Origin of the sequence: Flavobacterium soli DSM 19725 (assembly GCF_000422705.1) — a bacterium.
Taxonomy (GTDB): Bacteria; Bacteroidota; Bacteroidia; order Flavobacteriales; family Flavobacteriaceae; genus Flavobacterium; species Flavobacterium soli.
In genome coordinates this window covers 111,827-132,938 of sequence record NZ_AUGO01000003.1, presented here as the reverse complement: position 1 = coordinate 132,938, position 21,112 = coordinate 111,827, and the positions used below count along the sequence as shown (strand labels likewise).

19 protein-coding genes and 1 riboswitch are annotated in these 21,112 nt (G+C 36.5%); of the genes, 7 read left to right on the top strand and 12 right to left on the bottom strand.

What is annotated here, in order from left to right:
• Nucleotides 1-220 precede the first annotated feature (220 nt).
• Both G508_RS0106045 and G508_RS0106040 read left to right on the top strand, forming a co-directional pair.
• Nucleotides 221-757, top strand: coding sequence for an inorganic diphosphatase (locus tag G508_RS0106045; RefSeq protein ID WP_026704475.1), 537 nt, complete (start codon nt 221-223; stop codon nt 755-757).
• 241 nt (nt 758-998) lie between these two features.
• Complete coding sequence (locus tag G508_RS0106040) at nt 999-3,488, top strand: sodium-translocating pyrophosphatase (RefSeq protein WP_026704474.1); 2,490 nt, start codon at nt 999-1,001, stop codon at nt 3,486-3,488.
• A 709-nt stretch (nt 3,489-4,197) separates the two neighbouring features.
• On the opposite strand, the gene G508_RS0106035 is transcribed toward G508_RS0106040, so the two are convergent.
• The 9 genes from G508_RS0106035 to G508_RS0105995 all read right to left on the bottom strand — a co-directional run bounded on the left by G508_RS0106035 (nt 4,198) and on the right by G508_RS0105995 (nt 9,321).
• A complete protein-coding gene (locus tag G508_RS0106035; protein WP_026704473.1) occupies nt 4,198-4,632 on the bottom strand; it encodes a VOC family protein in 435 nt (144 codons plus the stop codon).
• A 27-nt stretch (nt 4,633-4,659) separates the two neighbouring features.
• Nucleotides 4,660-5,115 (bottom strand): DUF1801 domain-containing protein, encoded by a 456-nt coding sequence (locus G508_RS0106030; protein WP_026704472.1) that lies wholly within the window; start codon nt 5,113-5,115, stop codon nt 4,660-4,662.
• Nucleotides 5,116-5,126: 11 nt separating this feature from the next.
• Nucleotides 5,127-5,498 (bottom strand): VOC family protein, encoded by a 372-nt coding sequence (locus G508_RS0106025; RefSeq protein WP_026704471.1) that lies wholly within the window; start codon nt 5,496-5,498, stop codon nt 5,127-5,129.
• A 20-nt stretch (nt 5,499-5,518) separates the two neighbouring features.
• Nucleotides 5,519-5,974 (bottom strand): DUF1569 domain-containing protein, encoded by a 456-nt coding sequence (locus G508_RS0106020; RefSeq protein ID WP_026704470.1) that lies wholly within the window; start codon nt 5,972-5,974, stop codon nt 5,519-5,521.
• Nucleotides 5,975-6,012: 38 nt separating this feature from the next.
• Nucleotides 6,013-6,564 carry a DUF5655 domain-containing protein gene (locus G508_RS0106015; protein ID WP_026704469.1) on the bottom strand — a complete coding sequence of 184 codons (552 nt, stop codon included), beginning with the start codon at nt 6,562-6,564 and terminating at the stop codon, nt 6,013-6,015.
• A gap of 205 nt (nt 6,565-6,769) precedes the next feature.
• Nucleotides 6,770-7,246 carry a hypothetical protein gene (locus G508_RS0106010; RefSeq protein WP_026704468.1) on the bottom strand — a complete coding sequence of 159 codons (477 nt, stop codon included), beginning with the start codon at nt 7,244-7,246 and terminating at the stop codon, nt 6,770-6,772.
• A 115-nt stretch (nt 7,247-7,361) separates the two neighbouring features.
• Nucleotides 7,362-7,679 carry a hypothetical protein gene (locus tag G508_RS0106005; RefSeq protein ID WP_026704467.1) on the bottom strand — a complete coding sequence of 106 codons (318 nt, stop codon included), beginning with the start codon at nt 7,677-7,679 and terminating at the stop codon, nt 7,362-7,364.
• A gap of 236 nt (nt 7,680-7,915) precedes the next feature.
• Entirely contained in the window at nt 7,916-8,530 is a 615-nt protein-coding gene (locus G508_RS0106000) for a deoxynucleoside kinase (protein ID WP_026704466.1), read from the bottom strand.
• Nucleotides 8,530-9,321 (bottom strand): hypothetical protein, encoded by a 792-nt coding sequence (locus G508_RS0105995; RefSeq protein WP_026704465.1) that lies wholly within the window; start codon nt 9,319-9,321, stop codon nt 8,530-8,532. The genes G508_RS0106000 and G508_RS0105995 overlap by 1 nt, the downstream gene beginning before the upstream one ends.
• Before the next feature lie 156 nt (nt 9,322-9,477).
• Between G508_RS0105995 and G508_RS0105990 the strand changes: the two genes are divergently transcribed.
• Nucleotides 9,478-10,356 carry a GLPGLI family protein gene (locus G508_RS0105990; RefSeq protein WP_026704464.1) on the top strand — a complete coding sequence of 293 codons (879 nt, stop codon included), beginning with the start codon at nt 9,478-9,480 and terminating at the stop codon, nt 10,354-10,356.
• 156 nt (nt 10,357-10,512) lie between these two features.
• Here the strand turns inward: G508_RS0105990 and G508_RS0105985 are convergent, their stop codons facing one another.
• Together G508_RS0105985 and G508_RS0105980 are read right to left on the bottom strand one after the other, a co-directional pair.
• On the bottom strand, nt 10,513-11,193 hold the full coding sequence (locus G508_RS0105985; RefSeq protein WP_026704463.1) for a response regulator transcription factor: 681 nt from the start codon (nt 11,191-11,193) through the stop codon (nt 10,513-10,515).
• Nucleotides 11,183-12,796, bottom strand: a complete 1,614-nt coding sequence (locus G508_RS0105980) for a sensor histidine kinase (protein WP_026704462.1) — start codon at nt 12,794-12,796, stop codon at nt 11,183-11,185. The genes G508_RS0105985 and G508_RS0105980 overlap by 11 nt, the downstream gene beginning before the upstream one ends.
• 373 nt (nt 12,797-13,169) lie before the next feature.
• Here G508_RS0105980 and G508_RS0105975 point away from each other — a divergent pair, with 373 nt between their 5' ends.
• Nucleotides 13,170-14,012, top strand: coding sequence for a GLPGLI family protein (locus G508_RS0105975; protein ID WP_026704461.1), 843 nt, complete (start codon nt 13,170-13,172; stop codon nt 14,010-14,012).
• Between the two features lie 144 nt (nt 14,013-14,156).
• Nucleotides 14,157-16,808 (top strand): TonB-dependent receptor, encoded by a 2,652-nt coding sequence (locus G508_RS0105970; protein WP_407918631.1) that lies wholly within the window; start codon nt 14,157-14,159, stop codon nt 16,806-16,808.
• Between the two features lie 153 nt (nt 16,809-16,961).
• Here G508_RS0105970 and metK read toward each other — a convergent pair whose 3' ends face one another.
• Nucleotides 16,962-18,212 carry a methionine adenosyltransferase gene (gene metK, locus G508_RS0105965; RefSeq protein WP_026704459.1) on the bottom strand — a complete coding sequence of 417 codons (1,251 nt, stop codon included), beginning with the start codon at nt 18,210-18,212 and terminating at the stop codon, nt 16,962-16,964.
• A 785-nt stretch (nt 18,213-18,997) separates the two neighbouring features.
• Between metK and G508_RS0105955 the strand changes: the two genes are divergently transcribed.
• Both G508_RS0105955 and G508_RS0105950 read left to right on the top strand, forming a co-directional pair.
• The gene (locus G508_RS0105955) at nt 18,998-19,456 is read left to right on the top strand and encodes a hypothetical protein (protein WP_026704458.1); all 459 of its coding nucleotides are present in this window, start codon (nt 18,998-19,000) and stop codon (nt 19,454-19,456) included.
• Between the two features lie 96 nt (nt 19,457-19,552).
• Nucleotides 19,553-19,655: riboswitch (SAM riboswitch) on the top strand.
• A gap of 441 nt (nt 19,656-20,096) precedes the next feature.
• Nucleotides 20,097-21,050, top strand: a complete 954-nt coding sequence (locus G508_RS0105950) for a homocysteine S-methyltransferase family protein (RefSeq protein WP_051197503.1) — start codon at nt 20,097-20,099, stop codon at nt 21,048-21,050.
• The last annotated feature ends 62 nt before the right edge of the window (nt 21,051-21,112 follow it).

Below are 21,112 nucleotides of genomic sequence, written 5' to 3'. Positions count from 1 at the left end.
ATATAAATCGCATAAAAGCGTGTGTTTTTTTTAAGAATATTCATAAAACAGTTTCCAAATTTATTCAATCTGTTTTATTGTTGAACTATTTTAAATTTGAGCAATTTAGCCCGATTTATTTACATAAAAATTATACAGATATAACACCTTTTTTTTGTTGTAAAACACCAATGTTTGCTTACTTTTGCACTCTGAAATTTAGATAAGAAAAAAAAGTAAAATGACAGCAGACAAACTAACAACTTTCGATGTGTTAATCGAAATACCAAGAGGAAGCAGAAACAAATACGAATACGATTTTGAAATAAAAAGAATGCGCTTTGACAGAATGTTATTTTCGTCAATGATGTATCCTGCAGATTACGGATTTATTCCAGAAACATTAGCATTAGATGGAGATCCTCTAGATGTTTTGGTTTTGGTAAACGAACCAACTTTTCCTGGATGTGTAATGGAGGTTAAGCCAATTGGAGTATTCCACATGGCAGACGATAAAGGACCAGACGAAAAAATCATCTGTGTTCCGGTTTCTGATCCAATCTGGAATTCATTGGAAAATCTTTCAGATATCAATGGTCACTTATTAAAAGAAATCGAGCACTTTTTTCAAGTTTATAAAGATTTGGAAAACAAGAAAGTAGATGTTGAAGGTTGGGGTGATGTAAACGAGGCGTATGCCATTATTGCAGAATGTACTAAACGTTTTGATGATATTCCTAATAAACCAAAAGGTCTATTCAGTATCAAACAGTTCTAAAAACGATACAAATACTATAAGAAAGCAACATTCGAAATTCGGACGTTGCTTTTTTTTTGAGGTCAAGTTTTGAGACGGAAGGCAATGACACAGCACTTCTCCATAACATGAAATCTATTCTAAATAATTCTATACTGCTAATCTGATAAAAAAAGCCATAGTCTAATATGAATATTGCTTTTTTGTTTAGAGGTGTTTTGTTATATTTACATAATATTAACAAATACCAAAAATTATTTATATGGAATCATTCATGATTTATGTGCCGTTAGTGATGGCATTTATTGGATTGGCCTTCATGGCAGTCAAGAGATCCTGGGTTTTAAAACAAGATGCCGGTGATGGAAAGATGAAAGAAATTTCAGATTACATTTATGAAGGTGCCTTGGCTTTCCTGAAAGCAGAATACCGGTTATTAGCCATCTTCGTGATTGGTGCTAGTATTGCTTTAGCAGGAATTTCTTTCGTTGTCCCGACAACACATATTTTAATCGTAGTGGCTTTCATTTTTGGAGCCTTTTTTTCTGCCCTTGCGGGAAATATGGGAATGAAGATTGCCACCAAAACAAACGTTAGGACCACCCAAGCCGCACGAACAAGCTTGCCTCAAGCCTTGAAGGTTTCTTTTAGCGGAGGGACTGTGATGGGACTTGGTGTTGCAGGTCTGGCTGTTCTTGGGCTAACAGGATTTTTTATCATCTTATTCCATTATTTTATGGGTGGCGTTTGGACGTCAACCGAGCAAATGACCATCGTTTTGGAAACTTTGGCAGGATTCTCCCTTGGAGCTGAATCTATCGCTTTGTTTGCAAGAGTAGGTGGCGGTATTTATACAAAAGCAGCTGATGTTGGTGCCGATTTAGTTGGTAAAGTTGAAGCAGGAATTCCGGAGGATGATCCTCGTAATCCTGCTACAATTGCTGATAACGTGGGCGATAACGTGGGTGACGTTGCAGGAATGGGTGCCGATTTGTTCGGTTCGTATGTGGCAACTGTTCTAGCGGCAATGGTTTTAGGAAATTATGTGATCAAAGATATGGGCGGAAGTATTGCTGATGCTTTCGGCGGAATTGGACCAATCTTATTACCAATGGCAATTGCAGGTTTCGGAATTCTATTTTCAATCATCGGAACCATGTTGGTTAAAATTTCAAGTGATGATGCAAAAGAAAAACAAGTGCAAGGTGCTTTAAATGTTGGAAACTGGGTTTCTATCGTATTGACTGCCATATCTTGCTTTGTTTTGGTAAAATATATGTTGCCAGAGGTAATGAAAATGGAATTCTATGGCGAAGGTTTGAAAGACATCTCTTCGATGAGGGTGTTTTATGCTACAATTGTTGGATTGGTTGTAGGTGGTGTTATTTCATCTGTAACTGAATATTACACAGGATTGGGTACAAAACCAGTTTTGGCAATCGTTCAAAAATCATCTACTGGTGCGGGAACCAACGTGATTGCTGGTTTGGCAACCGGAATGATTTCTACCTTTCCAACCGTTTTGCTATTTGCAGGAGCGATCTGGGCATCGTATGCATTCGCTGGTTTCTACGGAGTTGCACTTGCGGCTTCGGCTATGATGGCAACAACGGCAATGCAATTGGCAATCGACGCTTTCGGACCAATCTCTGATAACGCAGGTGGAATTGCCGAAATGAGCGAGTTACCAAAAGAAGTTAGAACTCGTACCGACATCTTGGATTCTGTTGGAAACACAACTGCTGCAACAGGAAAAGGTTTTGCAATTGCTTCTGCAGCATTGACCTCATTGGCTTTATTTGCCGCTTATGTAACCTTTACAGGAATCGACGGTATTAATATTTTCAAAGCACCAGTTCTAGCCATGTTATTCGTTGGAGGAATGATTCCAGTTGTTTTCTCTGCCTTGGCAATGAATTCAGTAGGAAAAGCAGCTATGGATATGGTGTATGAAGTACGTCGTCAGTTCAAGGAAATTCCAGGAATCATGGAAGGAACTGGAAAACCTGAATATGGGAAATGTGTGGAGATTTCTACAAAAGCCGCTTTACGCGAAATGATGTTGCCTGGAATCTTGACTATTGGTTTCCCGATTGCGATCGTGCTATTAGGAAAACTGGTTTATGGAGACAACAACCAATTAATTGCCGAAATGCTAGGAGGTTATATGGCCGGAGTTACCGTTTCGGGAGTGCTTTGGGCAGTCTTCCAAAACAACGCTGGTGGAGCTTGGGACAACGCCAAGAAATCTTTCGAAGCTGGAGTAATGATTAATGGAGAGATGACCTATAAAGGTTCAGACGCTCACAAGGCAGCCGTTACAGGAGATACTGTTGGAGATCCGTTCAAGGATACTTCTGGGCCTTCAATGAACATCTTGATCAAGTTAACTTGTTTGATCGGATTGGTAATTGCTCCAATTTTAGGAGGGCATTCTATGGATGGAAGTACTTCTTCTCATCAGAAACCATGTTGTGTGGCCAATGAAAAATGCCTCAACATGACCAAAGAAGAATGTATTGCAAAAGGCTGCACCAATCCGACTTGTGAACATAATCAGGCAAGTTTTGCAAACAAGACCCTTTCTAAGGAAGTTAATATTGAAAAAAGCAATATCAACGGAGTCGTAAAAGCAATTGTTAGTTCAACAACAATTTCTGCCGATGGTAAAACACTTGAAACAGTTAATGACACTATAGAAGGTACTGAAGCAGAAGTGGATGCTAAAATAGAAGAGTTAAAAAAGAAATAATAACCCCACATTCTTGAAGGAATGCCTCGTGAAATCGGGGCATTTTTTTATGTCTTTTTTTGAGTAGCTTCAATAGTTGTCTGCCAAGCACTATTTTCAGGAGCGAATGGTTAAGGCATTTTAGGGACCTGTATTCCCGCTTCTGGCTGTATCTTTTGTTCCGATGAAAAATCGGCACAAAAGGATGCCGCCTCAATCGGGGCTAAAAGGCAGACTTTATTTCCTTTGGAAACTTTCAACTTGATATACTTGTTTCGTTCCGACTCTTTTTTGTGGAAAAGCAATAGAATAGCTAGTTTCCAAACAATTAGGGGGGGTCGAGAGGGGGGGGGTAGCGGGGGTCAAAGGGGGTATGGTGGTCTTGAACTGGTCGCGACCACTTCACTAACCCCAAATACCCGGTTCCGAACCCCAAAAAAAGGGTTATGCAAGGGGTAGGGTGCCGTTCCAAAATGCTCTCGACCCGTTCAGTAACCCCCAATACCCGGTTCCGAACCACAAAAAAGCGGTTATGCAAGGGGTTGAAGGCAATTTCGAAATGCTCTCGACACCTTCACTAACTCCCAATACCCGTTTCCAAACCAGTAGGAGACGGTTTTCTAAACTCCTATGAGTATTTTAGAACTGCTCTAAGATTTTTTTCTAGAAAAAACGCCTCTCAATTGAAAGGCGTTTTTGTTTTGAAAATAGCGCTATGCGTTATTTTTAATTATCCATGCTGTTGCGTTTCGAAATTCACCATCCAGTTAATTCCGAACTTGTCAGTGAACATACCAAAATAGGCTCCCCAAAAAGTATCTTCCATTGGCATTGTTACTTGTCCGCCAACTGAAAGGCCGTTGAATAATTTGTCGGCTTCCTCTTTACTTTCAGGGCTTATAGAAACAGAGAAATTATTTCCTTGTACAAATGTTGGTGCCCAATCTCCGCCAGTGTCGCTTCCCATTAAAATTGTGCTGCCAATGGGCAAACTAACGTGCATAATTTTGTTTTTGTCAGCTTCTGGAACTGAGTAGCCATCTCCTTCGGGCATTTCACCAAATTTTCCGATGTAAGCAAATTCTCCGCCAAATACTGATTTGTAAAAGTTAAAAGCTTCTTCGCAGTTACCGTTAAAGTTTAAATAAGTGTTTACTGTTGCCATTATTAGTTTGTTTTTTAGGTTTATAAATTATTTTTTTAGCATGCTTTCATACATTTCAACCCACTGTTTTACACTCATTTTTGTCATCAGTTCTCCAATGAGTTCAAATGGTATTTCTTCCATTTTTTTGAATCGGATACAGCTTTTGCCCATATCCAGTTTTTGCTTGCTATGCTGGGGATATGCAGTAACAAACCAGTCCAATAATTTAGGGTCAGAATAGATGCCCATGTGATAAAAATTGACTGAATTTTTTTGCGATGCAATTCCTGCAAAGGGCAATGGTTCTGCGGGTTTGCAATGATAGCCCGCGGGATAAATAGTATTTGGCACTACATAGCCCAAGCCACCATAACTAATGGCAGCTTCAAAGCCTTCTGGCAGGTTTTTTAGAATGATGTCATGCAATTTGTTAAAGGCTTCAAGCCTGTCCTCTGGAACGTTACAAAGGATTTCATCTACCGTGTTTCCTACTGCTTTCATATTTATAGTGTTTAACGATGTTGGTCTATCAAGATAGCATTCCCGTCAGGATCGGTCAATGTGATGTGGGCTGGTCCACTTGTATTTGTGTCTGCTTCCGAGTTTAATGCAATGCCACAATTTTTTAAATGCTCCTGAATAGCTCTCACATCATCAAAGGTTTCAATATTTTGGGCATTCTCATCCCATCCAGGGTTGAAAGTTATGATATTGTTTTCGAACATTCCTTCAAACAATCCAATAATAGCATTGCCATTTTTGAGGATGAGCCATTTTTGATTGAGGTCGCCTCCCAGGTGGGAAAACCCTAAATTCTCATAAAATTCTTTTGATTTCTGAATGTCTTTTACGGCAAGACTTATTGAAAATGCTCCTAATTTCATATCCAAATTAATTTAAAGGGTTATACTCCAAATTGGGTTAAGTGATGGTTGAGGTGTTTATAAAACATATTATTCCATTCTTTGCTCGTCAACTTTCCGAAGGAAAAATTCTCTAATCCTTCAAAATGATGGGTTCCCAGTTGTTGGGTTTTGTTTATGTTATCTATAAGTATAGCTTTCTCTTTTTCAAAATCTTTATTTCCTGTCATCACAAAGTCGGGTGCAGTTCTTCCATTTTTTTGATACGGTTTTTCACTAACCACAAGTTGTTTGATTAAGTTTTTGAGTAAAAATTTCTTGAAAGCATTGGGTTTTTTAAACTGTTCGGGTTCAAAAGTATAACGGTAAGTTACATTACAATGTGCTAACATTTGGTCAACACTCATTTTGCCCCAAAGAGGTTGCGTAGTTGGGTTTAATTGCTGAATACGGTTGATTATTTCGTCAGAAACTTGTTTGTCAAAAATATTTTTAATCATTGTTGGTTGGAATTTTCAATTTATAAAAGTAAAAATTATTTCGCATTCTCATAAGCAGTTTTGATCCAATTCAACGTTTCGCTGTCAATTTCAGAAATGTTTTCTATTTTAATTTTATGCGAACACATTGAATTAGGTTTTTCAGCTTCCAATTTGCCAGTTGGTTCTTGTCCTTTTAAGTTGATGCCAATTTCAAAACGTGTTTTTGTGGCGGGGTTGAGTATGGCAAATTGCTTTTTTCTTCGCAAACTCACATAGGTATTCTTTGGTGCAATTTCAATGTCATTTCCATACGCCATAATTTCTGAAATAAGTTTGTCGTAAATGGGTTTGAAATGTTCTTTGCCTTTATATTGAGCAATGATCAAGTCATTTGTATTTTCGGCAGAGCCAGCATCCGAATTTTTAGCTTTATGGGCCACAAGGTTAGCAAAACCGTGCGTGAAATCGTGGTTTTCTTTCAAGAATTTTATAATTTCTCCATGTTTTTCAAACCCTTCTTTTGTTACAATTTCAATCCATTGTTCTAAAGTTTTACCTGTGTTTTTATGCAGGTTTTCAATCATTGTTAATGTTGCTTTGTCCATATGTTTTGCTGTTTTATAAGGTTGTAAAATGATGCTCAAGGGTTTTTAGTTTGCTAAAATGTAGCGGATTTAGGATCCCGAAAGCTTTTGAGATTTAATAGAGTTTCTATTGTTGAACGTTGCATCTGCACGTTCCAATACATTATCAACACCATACCGATGTGATAAGGTGTTTTTTTTGATTTCTAAGATATTCTTGAAACAATTATTTTTCGCAAATTTCTTTCAACTTGTCGAGTGCTTTTGGGTAGTTCTCGTTCATGTAATTCACAAAATCTTCAGTGGTGTCCAAATCAACAATAACGGTTGTTGTGGTCGGCTTGCCGTCTGCCGTGGCGGATTCTTCGAAGGTATAGTTTTCAAATCCGTTTGCCCATTTTTCTACTTCTGGACCTTCCGTAATTTCCTTACCTTCTTTTAAAAGGCCATAATGCTGAATGGAAACAAATTGGTTGGGAATGTTTACCGCAATCTTAGACACCATGCCTCCCTTTTCACCCTTCTCATCTACTCCAACAAACAGCATCTTACTTCCCTTGTCCCAACTTCCTTCAAAGGTTGATGTCGGGTTAAACAAAGAAGTCCATTGCTCATAAGTTGATTTACTACTCATGCCAAGCATAAAATCATATACCTTGGTCACTGGTGCATTGATGCTTACTTTAAATTGTAATTTTTTCATGATTATTATTTGTTTAGATTATTATAGGTTGTGTGAAGTCAAGATGCTTTGCAGAGCCCAGCTTGTTTTGAAGACTTCGGATAACGAGATTTGATGTTGAAACTAATAAAACAATTTATAAGATTGCAAACGAAAGGAAGAGTAAAAGTTTTTCTAGCTCTGTTCGTATTTGAAGATAATTATTAGATGTACATAATTCAGATCCATTTTTAAGCCACCTAGCTATAATTCCGTTTTCAATATCATAGCTGAAATAATTTTGATAGAGATTATATTCAAAATCATCTTTAAAATAAATTCTGTCAAAGTTTTTCGCTTGGTTGTATATATTAAGGTAAATATCGTACACTTCTGAATAGTGATCACTCGACAGTGTTTTGATATATTCGATTTGATTTTTGATTTCTTCAAGAAGTTTTTCTTTTTTGCTCATAGTACTATTAGTATAATTTTTTTAAATGTATTTTGTTATTTTCATTAAACCTCCTGAAGTCAATATTCAATCGCATTGGAGCCTTGCAGCTAAGTTATTACTCACTACTTATAGCACATTTCCCTCAAATATAATCATTATTTTTAGTGTATAAATCATCAAAAGCATTTTTAATTTGTTGAGCTATCAGTAATTATGAAGCAAAAAAAAGCCCCGAAATTCGAGGCAAATATTTTCTAAAACAATCCGTTCAGTTCGGCATCAATCCTGTTCAGGATGTTTCCTAGATCTTCGGGATTATCTACAAAGTTAATGTTATCTACATCAATAATCAGGAGTTTTCCCTTGTCATAGGTTTGAATCCAAGCTTCATAACGTTCATTCAAACGGCTGAGGTAATCAATCGAAATCGAGTTTTCATATTCGCGGCCTCTCTTGTGGATTTGCCCAACAAGATTTGGAATCGAACTTCTCAAATAAATCAATAAATCCGGAGCTTCCACCAAGCTTTCCATCAATTCAAACAACGAGGAATAGTTACTGAAATCACGGTTGGTCATCAACCCCATTGCATGAAGATTGGGAGCGAAAATGTGTGCATCTTCATAAATCGTTCGGTCCTGGATGATTTTCTTGCCGCTTTCGCGTATTTGCAACACTTGACGAAAACGACTGTTGAGGAAATAAATCTGCAAGTTAAACGACCAGCGTTCCATCTGATGGTAAAAATCATCCAGATAAGGATTGTCAACAACGTCTTCAAAATGTGGTTCCCATTTAAAATGTTTCGCTAATAAACGCGTCAAAGTCGTTTTTCCAGCTCCGATATTTCCTGCTACTGCTATGTGCATTAGGGTAGTGTGATTTTATAATTAGTAATTCCTTGCTTTGTAAAAATAGATAAAATTTGGTCTTTGTAGTAAAAATTTTCAAAGCTTTTCTCAACATTTTCGAGTGTATATTTTTTGTCATTCTTCAAATCGAGGATATACAATTGACCTTCATTTGAATAAAGAGCCCGCTTTTCACCAATGAATTGTATTTTTTCGAAAGCATCCACTTTTCCAATCGTAATAATCTTCCCGAATACATCACAACTGTTCCAATTTCCCTTTTCATCAATCCATTGGAAATAATTGAAATCCGAATCATAGTAGTTCATATTTTCCTGAAAAGGAGAGGCGAGAGGCTGTAAAGTATTCTTTAAATAATCATACAAGCCCAATTGTTGGGTCAGACTGTTGTAAATCCAGAACCTATTTTGGGAAGCGATTCCCGTAGCCGAAACAATTATGGGGATTGCATTTTCGGAAAAATTTACCCTCTGTGTTTCATTCAGCTGATTATCGAGTGTTATAATCGTATTGAAATCTTCATAGAACAAAAGAAGCTTCAAGGGATTTTGCAAATCGACTTTGGCAATTTTTACCAGCGAAAGATTTTTGTATTCTAATGATGTTCCGTCTTTTTGCTTGAAAAGCACATTGTTCTTGATGAAATACTGAAAACCATATTTGTCTATCCCTACAAACTTGTCAACGACCAAATCCACCGATTCATATCGGGAAACCAATAGTTTTTGTTCCTGAGCTAAAGCTGTCGCCGAAAAAACCAAGAGAAAAAGTAGGAATAGGTGTTTCATATCCTGCTAAAGTACAATTTAATTTTTTTCTGAAATGATGCTAAAGTAAAATTTCTGAAGAGAAAGTGGATATAAGTAGATAGTATATTTAACACTTTGTATGTAACAAAGCCTGAGAACTTTCGTCATATTTGTCATGTATTAAAAACTATGTTTATGAAAAAGATATTTGTTGCTTTTCTTCTTACCCTTGGTCTTTCGCAACTCCATGCCCAAAAAGAATTTCAAGGAATGGCAATGTATGAATCCAAAACCAGCACTGCCGATATGAAAACGCAGTTGGCCAAAAACAAGGAAATCACTCCTGAGATGCAAAAGATGATCGAGGAACGAATGAAAGGCATGTTTGAAAAAACGTTTGTGTTGAATTTCGATCGCTCATCTTCGATTTATAAGGAAGAAGAAAAACTGGATGCTCCAGGATCTCAAGGTGGTGGAATGCGAATGATGTCGTCCATGATGGGTGGTGGCGGAACGACTTATAAAAATGTAAAAGAGAAGGTCTATTTGGTGGATAAGGAATTTATGGGAAAAGAATTTCTTGTGAAAGATTCCTTGCCTCAACTCGAATGGAAGATGGAAAGCGAAACCAAGCAAATTGGTGGTTATACCTGTTATAAAGCAACAGCTTTAAAGCCCGTTAATAAGTCGGATTTTAGGAATTTCCGACCAAAGGAAGACAAAGGCGATAAAAAGGAAGAGAAAAAAGAAACCGAAAAAACGACCAATTTCATGGATGATTTTGAGCTTCCAAAGGAAATCTTGATCACGGCTTGGTATGCACCAGAAATCCCAATCAATCAAGGACCTGAGAATTATTGGGGATTACCGGGATTGATTTTGGAAGTAAGTGATGGTAAAACCGTGATTCTATGTTCTAAAGTGGTGATGAACACTAAAGAAAAAGCCGAAATTAAAGCTCCAAAAAACGGAACGGTGGTTTCACAAAAAGAATACGACGAAATTGTAATGAAGAAAATGGAGGAACTACAACAAATGGGAGGTCGTCCAGGTGGCATCCGAATTGGGAGGTAGTTTATTTAGTCGTGTTTCACGAATTTATACGAATCAAAAAACACATTGTTGCCACTTCCACAAAGGAGAGGTCAGATAATCTGAATCAAGTTTTGCGAGTTTCTTAATGTGACCTCTCCTTCGTCGAGGTGACAAGCTTTAGTAAAAAAAAATAAATCAATAAATCAATTTATAGCCTTGACTTCGAACATTTATAATATGAATGTTGGGGTCGAGGCTTAATTTTTTTCGCAATTTCGTAATAAAAACATCCATGCTTCTTCCGTTGAAAAAATCATCGTCTCCCCAAATTTTCTTCAGTACTACAGATCGATCGAGGATTTCATTTTTATTTTCATTTAAAAAATAAAGCAGTTCGGCTTCGCGATGGGTTAGTGAAATAATGGTGTCCGAAAGTTGCAAGGTCTGTTTGGTCAGGTTGAAAATATAGGAACCAATCGTAATATCTTCTTCGGTTTTTTCAGAAATAATCCTGCCCAAAAGCGAATGAATCCTCACGATCAATTCCTCCATGCTAAACGGTTTTTTGAGGTAATCGTTTCCACCAATCATAAAACCGTCAACAACATCTTGGGTCTGCGATTTTGCCGTCAGGAAGATAATCGGGATTTTCTTGTCAAGTTTCCGAATGTCTTTTGCTACTGAGAAACCATCTTTTTTAGGCATCATCACATCGAGCACCAACAAGTCGGGTTTGTGTTTGTTGAAGGCTTCAAAAGCTTCCTCGCCATCTTTGCAATGCACCACTTCGAAGCTTCGGGTTTCGAGACTTTCCTTGATGATCAAGGCCAAAGCGGGTTCGTCTTCGGCTAAAATAATTTTGATTTTACTGGACATCTGGAAAACTGATTTTAAAGATTGTGGTTTTTGTATTCGGAACTAATTCTAACGTTCCGCCGTGTTTTTCAATGATTTTTTTAGCATAAAACAAACCGATTCCAAAGCCTTTCACATCGTGGATATTGCCTTTTGGAATGCGATAGAACTTGTCGAAAATCTTTTCGCGTTGATTTTTGTCGATGCTTTTTCCGTTGTCTTCAACCGCAATTATAATTTGTTTTTTGGCTTTGCCTAAACTGATGTTCACAATTCCGCCCCCATATTTTATGGCATTATCAATCAAATTGGAAATTGCATTTTCAAAATGAAACACATCAGCTTTGCAGTAAATATTTTCTTGGGATTTGTCGAAAACAATGGTTTTTGTTGTAACCATTTGATACTTTTCGATGGTAGATTGCAATAGCTCGGTTAGATTTATTCGCTCTTTTTTGAGTACCAATTGATCAGTATCGAGTGAGGCGGTTTCCAATAATTTCTCGACCATGATTTCCAATTTCATCAATTGCTGACCCGAAATGTTGAGGTAACGATTGGTTTTTTCCTTGTCGTCCACGTCGTTAAAATTCCTGATTCCTTCTATTGCCGAGGAAATGGTGGTGATGGGCGTTTTGAATTCGTGGGTAATATTGCTAATCAAATCGTTCTTTATTTCGTCAATCTTTTTTTGTTTGTTGATGGTTCTTAGTAGGTACAAAAGACAGAAAATAATAGAAAGCGAAAGTAATAATGAAAGCAGAATTTCTGTAAAGCTTCTTTTTAAAATCAAAACGGTTGGATCCGAAAAAGCGATTTGTAATTTTTGGTTGGGTGGTAAAAAAGTGGTTCCAGAAAAGGCAGTCAAAGGCAAGCTGTCATTTGGTTTTTTTTCAAATTTGTCAAAAATGGTATCGGCTTTGAAATGTTGCAAACTGTAATCGACCATAATGTTTTTTCGAGCCAATTCTCGATCGACAGATTTGCTTAGTTTTCGATAATCGAGAGTGTCTTGATAGGTCGAAATTATAATTTTGTTGACAAGCGTTTGAAGTTTCGAAATACTGTCGGTTTCTCTTTTTCCTTTAATGACTTTGATGCTAGAAATTTTCGATGCATCTCCGAAAATTTCAATATTAGATTCGGGTTTCTTCAGGCTGTCTTCAAGGTTTTTCCAATTATTTTCCCAATGAATGGTATCTTTTAACTTTTGGGAAATATCAAATTCGTTTATTTCTTCAGTCTTTGCTGTAAAGGAAAGTGAAAGTGCAAATCCTGTGCTGTCAGGTTTATTATTGTCTTTTTTTTGCTTTTTATTTTTAGTAGAACGACTCTGTTTCATTTTTGAAATATTGTTTGTAAAAGCAGAATCGAGTGCCACAACTTCTATGAAATCATCTTTTGGAATCGTTCCGTTTTCATCCACAAAAGCCATAAAATCATTTTTAGAATCTTCTACATAATAATATTCGATGCTGTTGTCGAAGGCAGTTTGTACTTCTTTGATGAGCTGGATTCTGTTTTCTTTAAAGTTTTTTATGTTCCAAAATATTTGCAAACCAATGGTTGCCAGAATGGTTATGGTAATGAAAAGGAGTATGTATTTGTATTTTGAGGATTTCATTTTTCAAAAGTAAGAACTAATCCTAAAAAAAGTACAGTGTTAACAATCGTTAACTTTGGTTAACTGAAAGTAAGCTTCGGATTACATTTATTTGTAGTGTTGTTTTGGAGCAGTTTTTTGAATTAGTTGTTTAAATTGGGCTAAAAGAATATTCTTGGCCTGCTGTTTCCAACGGCGAAGCTAGCCCCGACATGAGTGGAAAGCTTTTTTCAAGAGCGGCTATTTTTTTCTTGCATAAAAAGAGCGACCAACGGTCCCGTAGCTTCGGGACATTTTTTGCTTAGAAAAAAAGCCGATATTGAAAAAACTTGTAACGTTGGCGGGATTAGCTTCTTATAAAAGAATTTAGAAGTAGTAAATAAAAATTAAAATTATGAACAGATTGATTATTACAGTAGCCTTGTTTGTATTGGTTTTGTCAAGCAAAATGGTAGCTCAGGAGTTTCACGGAATGGCGGTTTATGAGTCAAAAACCGATCTCAAGGACATGAAAATTGAGAGTGAGGGGATTAATGACGAAATGAACAAGCAAATCATGGAAAGCATGAAGAAACAGTTTGAAAAGAAGTTTTTCTTGGATTTCAACAAATATGAATCGGTTTATTATGAAGAGCAAAAACTAGATGCTCCAACGGCTGGATCGACTGGTTTTAGCATGAGTTTTTCGGGATCTGGAGATGGATCGAAAACCTATAAAAATGTAAAGGAAAAGATGCAGATTGAGGAGGAAGATTTCTTTGGAAAGGAATTTTTAATTACAGATTCATTGAAGGTGTGGAACTGGCAGTTGCAGAGCGAAACCAAGAAAATTGGGAATTATACTTGCTACAAAGCAATTCATGTTGATCCTGTAACAGAGGAAGATATCAAGCAATATGAGGATTTCAAGAAGCAACAAGAAGCTGCAAAAACTGCTTTTTTTGTAATGGATGAACCTAAGGAAAGAGTTACTACGGTTTGGTACACGCCTGAAATTCCGGTGAGCCAAGGTCCGGGAGAATTTTGGGGTTTGCCAGGTTTGATATTGGAAGCTAATTATGACAATACTACGATTTTATGCTCCAAAGTAGTGCTGAATCCAAAGGACAAAACTGAAATTAAAAAGCCAAAAAAAGGAAAAAAAGTAACAAAAAAGGAACATGAGAGTCTTATAGCAAAACAAATGGAGCAAATGACCGATAAGGATGGTGCCATTCGAATTGAAATTCATAGATAATAACAATTGGATGGTATATTTTAATTGTACTTTATTTGATTTTGAACGTAATTCGTAATCTTTTATAGATTATTAAGTCTTTATAGCTAGTACTTTACAACAAACACAATGCAAAAACAAATTCTCATTGCGGTATTCTTTTTAATGGCAATCATCTCCCAGGCTCAAACTATAAAATTTGATGGTTTTGTTACCGATCCTCAAGGTCTCGGACTCGAAATGGCAAATGTCATGGCAGTCAATCAAGCTACAAAAGGTATGGATGCCTATTCAATCACCAACGAAAAAGGTAGATTTCAATTGTCGTTAAAACCGAATGCAACTTATACGATTAAAGTGAGTTATATCGGATATTCGGCATTGGAGGAAACTGTTGTGACTACTACCGAGAATATCAACAAGATTTTCACGCTTCAGGAAGGTTTAGAACTCGAAGGTGTGGAGATTGTAAACGAAATGCCCGTTTCGATAAAAGGTGATACGATTGTGTATAATGCTGATTCGTTCACGACTGGAACCGAAAGAAAACTCGAAGATGTTTTGAAAAAGATGCCAGGAATTGAAGTAAATGCCGATGGCGAAATTGAAGTGGAAGGCAAAAAAGTCCAAAAACTGATGGTGGAAGGCAAAGATTTTTTTGACGGTGATACCAAACTAGGTGTGAAAAATATTCCAGCGGATGCAATTGATAAGGTTCAAGTGTTGCGAAATTATAACGAAAATTCTATCTTGAAGGGTGTAGAGAACAATGAGGAAAATCTTGCCATGAATATCAAGCTAAAAGACGGGAAAAAGAATTTTTGGTTTGGAGATATGACGGCTGGAATTGGGGTTGGTCATCGAGACGAACGGTATATTGTGAACCCGAAATTGTTTTATTACAACCCGAAATACAGTTTAAATTTAATTACGAATTTCAATAATATTGGCGAATTGCCACTCACGATCCAGGATTATTTCAAGTTCACAGGTGGTTTTAGAAACATGATGGCAAAGGGTGGTTCGTCGTTTAATGTTTCTACAAATGATTTGGGAATCGCGATGATGCGAAACAATCGTGCCAAGGAAATTGAAACTAGTTTTGGAGCAACCAATTTTTCTTATAACGTGACAAAGGCTTGGACTGTTAGCGGTTTCGGGATTTTATCTTCTTCTATAACTGATATGGAAACCCAATCGAAAACCACGATTTTAGATACTGAAAGCGAACAGCGAAGTGCCGAAATTTCACATCAGAAAAGTAACTTAGGATTGTTTAAATTGAGTTCGACCTACAAGCCAAATAGTTCGTTTCAGTTTGATTATGATGTTTTTGGTAAATTATCAAAACAAGACGAAAACAATGATCTTTTGAGGGAATCAATCGTGAATTCCGTTTCGGATACCGAAAGTATTTTTACGAATAAAAATCAAAGTCCAACTTCGTTTAATCAAAACTTGAGCTTTTTTTACACGCCAACAGAAAAGCATGTTTTTGCCTTGGAAATGCAACATTTGTATCAGGACGAAGATCCGTTTTATAACGCAAATCTAGAAAGCGAACCGTTTACTTTGCAAGGTTATATTTCGGATCAAAACCGAAATAATTACAACCAAAACCGTTTTGTAAAAACCAATAAAATTGATGCAAAGTTGGATTATTATTATATGCTTACGCCAAAAAGCAACATCAATATCACATTAGGAAATACCAATTCACATCAAGGTTTCAATTCCAGTATTTTCCAGATTTTGGATAATGGCGATCAGAATAATTTGGATGCAATTGAAAATACGAACAACGTGAAATATGATTTCAATGATGCTTTCGTGGGTTTGCATTACAAGATATTGACGGGTAAATTTACGTTTACACCAGGATTTAGTGTGCATTCTTATACTATGAACAACCAGCAATTAGGAAGTTCGTTCAAGATGGATTTCTTTAGGGTTTTGCCCGATTTCTTTGCCTTGTATCAGATTAAAAAATCAGAATCGCTGACTTATAACTTTTCGATCAACAATAGTTTTACGGATATAAATCAATTGGTTGAAGGTTATATCTTGCAAAGTTATAGTAGCTTGTTCAACGGAGATAGAGAGTTAGAAAACGCTACTTCACAACAACATTCCTTGCGTTATTTCAAATACAACATGTTCAATTTTGAAAATATCAGTGCTGCTGTAAATTATACTAGAAGTGTAGATCCTGTGAAAACTAGGGTGGTTTTTAATGGTGTAAATCAAACTTCAGAGGCTTTTAATTCTAATTTTGCTGACGAGAGTTTTTCAGCATTCGGGATGTATGGGCGTTCGTTTTTGCGAAACTACAAAGCTTCTTTCAGCACGAGATTGGGTTGGTCCAAGTTCAACAATATTCAAAATGGTAGCCCAACAACTGTCGAAAATTTCACCCAGAATTATACCTTTACGGTTTCAACTAATTACAAGAAATTACCCAATTTGGAAGTTGGCTATAACTTCGTGATCAACGATTATTCACAAGATATCTTCTATACCAATAGTCCTTTTGCAAAGCTGGATTATTATTTTCTTGATAGCTTTTCGTTTGTTACGGAATATGAATTTTTTAATTATACAAACAAATCGAAAACGGTCGAAAACCAATATGATTTTCTATCGGCAAGTTTGATTTATCAAAAGAAAAACAGCAAATGGGAATATAAGATTTCAGGAACCAATTTGTTGAACACTACCTCTTTGAATGATGATAGTTTTTCGCAGTTAATTACTAGAACTTCTCAATATCGAGTACAGCCGAGGTATTTGATTTTCAGTTTGAAATATAATTTGTAAAGCATTTTTAACATATAAGGCATATTAAGATCATTTAAGAATCATACAAAACCAAACTTTTATGAGCTTACTTGCCTATATGGTAAAAAAAACCTGACTGGTTAAGTCAGGTTTTTCTTTGCGAACTTCGCGTATAGCTTTGTGTCTTTGCGGTTAAATCCCGAAAGCACTTTTCACTTGATCTACAAAATCTAATTTCTCCCAAGTAAATAACTCCACTTCAACTGTTTTTGTAAGTCCTCCTGGAGCCGAAAAAGTTTTAGTAACCGTTTCAGGTGTTCTTCCCATATGGCCATAAGCAGCTGTTTCGCTATAAATAGGATTTCTTAATTTCAAACGTTGTTCGATAAAATAAGGTCTCATGTCAAAAATAGCTTCTACTTTCTTGCTGATTTCTCCATCGGTTAAATTTACTTTTGAAGTTCCATAAGTCACAACGTTGATAGAAGTTGGTTTTGCAACACCAATAGCATACGAAACCTGAACTAATACTTCGTCACACAATCCTGCTGCAACTAGATTTTTAGCAATATGACGTGTTGCATAAGCAGCAGAACGGTCCACTTTACTTGGATCTTTTCCAGAGAAAGCACCACCACCGTGAGCTCCTTTTCCACCGTAAGTATCTACGATGATTTTTCTTCCTGTTAAACCTGTATCTCCGTGTGGTCCACCGATTACAAATTTACCAGTAGGGTTAATGTGATAGGTAATTTGGTCATTGAATAAATGAGCATATTGAGGATATTTTGCCTTAATTCTAGGAATCAAAATCGAAACCAAATCCGATTTGATTTTTGCCAACATTTTTGCTTCTTCATCAAAATCGTCGTGTTGAGTAGAAATTACAATGGCATCAATTCGTTGCGGTTTATTATCGTCAGAGTATTCCAAAGTTACCTGCGATTTTGCATCAGGACGTAGATACGTAATTTCTGAGTTTTCTCTTCTCAAGTTGGCCAATTCTTTTAACAAAGCATGCGATAAATCTAACGCCAAAGGCATGTAGTTTTCCGTTTCGTTAGTGGCATAACCAAACATCATTCCTTGATCTCCAGCCCCTTGTTCTTCTTTGCTAGCACGATCAACACCTTGATTGATATCGGCAGATTGCTCGTGGATGGCAGAAAGAATCCCACAAGAATTAGCCTCAAACATATATTCGCTTTTTGTGTAACCAATTTTTCTGATCACTTCTCTAGCAATGTGTTGAACGTCAAGATAAGTATTCGATTTTACTTCACCAGCAAGGATTACTTGTCCAGTCGTAACCAAAGTTTCGCAAGCCACTTTCGATTCAGCATCAAAAGCCAAGAAATTATCAATTAATGCATCTGAAATTTGATCTGCAATTTTATCAGGATGTCCTTCGCTAACAGATTCTGACGTAAATAAATAAGCCATAATAATAGTTTAAATTAAGCAGAAGAAAAAAAATTGCAACGAAAAACTAAAGGAGAGTGTTTCTGCTTTAGCATTTTTTTTATTCCAGAAAATAACTGGGATAAGAGGTTGCAATCAGTTCAAATTTTTCCTCTTGATTTCGTTTGCAAATGTATGAAACCATTTTGAATTGCAAATTAATCTTAACCTTTTTTTGGAAACATCCAGCATCATGAACTGTTTTTTAAAAATCTAAATGCGTAGCAGCTAAAGATATATAACAATTTTTTAAATGTTAAAGTTTTAGTTGCAATTTGGTCAGTTCAAAAATAGTTCAGAAGTTTGCTACTTCAATAAACAAGAAAAATGAATTTAACTATTTGCAATATTCGTCGTATGATGTGGAAGATTTCCGCAGAGCGAAGTATTGCATAATTTTAAATTTTAAAATATACAATCAAACCTCTGCAAACCGCAGGGGTTTTTTTATGAAAAAGTCTCAATAATAAAAAGTAAAAAATAATTCAAATGAATCCAATAGCAAATAAAATGTCCATTCGTTGTACGATTTCCATGCGTCGTATTTTGTCGTGCTGTTCCCAAAAGCGAAAGATCTGATCTTTATTATAGTTCAACTCTAAGCCCTTTTGGTAAGCCATCCAAAAGGGCTTTTTTTATAAAGATTTACAAAGCTCTCAATATTAATAAAGTTGTTTTTTGTTTGTTTGTTAAAGCTGTCTTTGGCTTTTGACATTGGTCAGAGGCAGTTTTTTAACGTTAAAACTTAAACTTTAAATCCAAAAAAAATGAACCCAAAAAAAATAAATCTCGTCCTCTTCGGAATCGGAAACATCGGAAGTGCCTTAATCAATCAAGTCATCGAACAACAGCTAACCCTGCTCGAAGAAAAAAATATCGAACTGGTTTTTGCCATAATAACCAATTCAACCCTTGCATTCTTTGAAAGAGAAGGACACAAAAACAGATGGGATGCCGATTTTACAAAATCGCCAGCACCTTTCACCATACAAAACATCATAGATTATGCAACAGAAGCTGAGCTCGAAAATCTCATTGCCATCGATGCCACAACAAGTGCAGAGATAGTAAATTCATACGATTTGCTCCTTGAAAATAATTTTGATATTCTTTCCGTCAACCACAATGTTATCGGTCAGCAAGTTGTAGTTACACCAACAAATCTGCTCAATCACATTATTCAAATCGCAGAGAGTTACAAAACACAAAACCTCCAAATTGCCTAATCCCCAAACCTACAACGTTGTAGGTTTATTTTTTTGAAAACCAGTTGCAAATTCCAAATCTATTGCATTACTTTGCACCGTTCATAAACATATTGATTGTTATCACGAAAGCTCGAGGGAATAGACCCAATGACAGCTTAGCAACCCTACTCTCGTAGAAGGTGCTACATTCTATTCGCCATGGCGAAACAGATAACTCGGAGAAATTCTCTCAACTTTCCTTGATGACATTTACTATTTTTTGAAGCAAATCGCTTGCGAATTTGGACAATCCATGTTCCCGCTTTCGGCTATATCTTTTATTTTTAAAAAAAAAAAAATAAAAGGATAACACCTCAATCGGGGCTATTTAGGAATCCATTTTCACAAAATAATCTTTTTCACAAGAACCCTTAATGAATCTTAATTTCTTAATGGTTTAAATAAAAGACAACCAAAAGCGAAGCTTTAAAATTTGTGCAATAAAAACGATTCACAGTTAGTGAAAATTCGTGCAATTCGTGTAAAAAAAAAGATAATTTCTTTGAAAGAAAAATATATGTCAACACAATCAAACCATAATACAGGAGGTCCCCCTTCGGGGGCTAGGGGGCTTATAAACCAAGCAATACAAGAAAGAATCCTTATCCTAGATGGAGCAATGGGAACCATGTTGCAACGCTATAACTTCTCCGAAGAAGATTTCCGTGGCGAGCGCTTCAAGGATTTTCCACATCCATTGAAAGGCAACAACGATTTGCTATCCATCACACAACCCGAAGCCGTAAAAGAAGTACACCGAAAATACTTCCAAGCCGGAGCCGATATCGTAGAAACCAACACCTTCTCCGGAACCACAATCGGTATGGCCGATTATCACCTCGAAGATCTGGTTTACGAACTCAACTATGAATCTGCAAAAATAGCCCGTCAAGTTGCCGATGAATTTACAGACAAGCCACGTTTCGTTGCAGGTTCAATCGGACCAACAAACAGAACAGCATCCATGTCTCCTGACGTAAACGATCCGGGTTATCGAGCCGTAACATTCGACGACTTACGAATTGCTTATAAGCAACAAGTAGAAGCCTTGATTGACGGTGGAAGCGATGTCTTATTGGTAGAAACCATATTCGATACCTTGAATGCAAAAGCCGCACTTTTCGCGATTGAAGAAGTAAAAGAAGAACGAAATTTGGACATTCCGGTCATGGTTTCTGGAACCATCACTGATGCTTCTGGACGAACACTTTCTGGGCAAACCGTAGAAGCCTTTCTGATTTCTATCCAACATATTCCATTGTTAAGCATTGGTTTCAATTGTGCTCTTGGAGCCGATCAGTTAAAACCGTATTTGAAGAGATTGGCACATAATACACAATTAAATATTTCAGCACATCCAAATGCAGGTTTACCAAACGCTTTCGGTCAATACGACCAAACGCCAGAAGAAATGCAAGCCTTAATCAAAGAATATTTGCAGGATAATTTGATCAATATAATAGGAGGCTGTTGTGGCACAACTCCTGAACATATAAAATTAATCGCTGAAGTAGCATCTCAATTTAAACCTAGAAAAATTCAGACACAGATTTCACAAATTAGCACAAATTAAATCTGTGTCAATTTGTGAATTGAAAATCATCGAACTCAAATAAAAATAAAAATAAGTGAGAT

Excerpts from the sequence above, each read along its gene's own strand:
- G508_RS0106010 (WP_026704468.1), bottom strand. The coding sequence starts at position 7,246 with ATGAAAAAATTACAATTTAAAGTAAGCATCAATGCACCAGTGACCAAG.
- G508_RS0106005 (WP_026704467.1), bottom strand. The coding sequence starts at position 7,679 with ATGAGCAAAAAAGAAAAACTTCTTGAAGAAATCAAAAATCAAATCGAA.
- G508_RS0105975 (WP_026704461.1), top strand. The coding sequence starts at position 13,170 with ATGAACAGATTGATTATTACAGTAGCCTTGTTTGTATTGGTTTTGTCA.
- G508_RS0106015 (WP_026704469.1), bottom strand. The coding sequence starts at position 6,564 with ATGGACAAAGCAACATTAACAATGATTGAAAACCTGCATAAAAACACA.
- G508_RS0106000 (WP_026704466.1), bottom strand. The coding sequence starts at position 8,530 with ATGCACATAGCAGTAGCAGGAAATATCGGAGCTGGAAAAACGACTTTG.
- G508_RS0105955 (WP_026704458.1), top strand. The coding sequence starts at position 18,998 with ATGAACCCAAAAAAAATAAATCTCGTCCTCTTCGGAATCGGAAACATC.
- G508_RS0105990 (WP_026704464.1), top strand. The coding sequence starts at position 9,478 with ATGAAAAAGATATTTGTTGCTTTTCTTCTTACCCTTGGTCTTTCGCAA.
- G508_RS0106035 (WP_026704473.1), bottom strand. The coding sequence starts at position 4,632 with ATGGCAACAGTAAACACTTATTTAAACTTTAACGGTAACTGCGAAGAA.
- G508_RS0105980 (WP_026704462.1), bottom strand. The coding sequence starts at position 12,796 with ATGAAATCCTCAAAATACAAATACATACTCCTTTTCATTACCATAACC.
- G508_RS0106025 (WP_026704471.1), bottom strand. The coding sequence starts at position 5,498 with ATGAAATTAGGAGCATTTTCAATAAGTCTTGCCGTAAAAGACATTCAG.
- G508_RS0106045 (WP_026704475.1), top strand. The coding sequence starts at position 221 with ATGACAGCAGACAAACTAACAACTTTCGATGTGTTAATCGAAATACCA.
- G508_RS0105995 (WP_026704465.1), bottom strand. The coding sequence starts at position 9,321 with ATGAAACACCTATTCCTACTTTTTCTCTTGGTTTTTTCGGCGACAGCT.
- G508_RS0106040 (WP_026704474.1), top strand. The coding sequence starts at position 999 with ATGGAATCATTCATGATTTATGTGCCGTTAGTGATGGCATTTATTGGA.
- G508_RS0106030 (WP_026704472.1), bottom strand. The coding sequence starts at position 5,115 with ATGAAAGCAGTAGGAAACACGGTAGATGAAATCCTTTGTAACGTTCCA.
- G508_RS0105950 (WP_051197503.1), top strand. The coding sequence starts at position 20,097 with ATGGGAACCATGTTGCAACGCTATAACTTCTCCGAAGAAGATTTCCGT.
- G508_RS0105970 (WP_407918631.1), top strand. The coding sequence starts at position 14,157 with ATGGCAATCATCTCCCAGGCTCAAACTATAAAATTTGATGGTTTTGTT.
- metK (WP_026704459.1), bottom strand. The coding sequence starts at position 18,212 with ATGGCTTATTTATTTACGTCAGAATCTGTTAGCGAAGGACATCCTGAT.
- G508_RS0105985 (WP_026704463.1), bottom strand. The coding sequence starts at position 11,193 with ATGTCCAGTAAAATCAAAATTATTTTAGCCGAAGACGAACCCGCTTTG.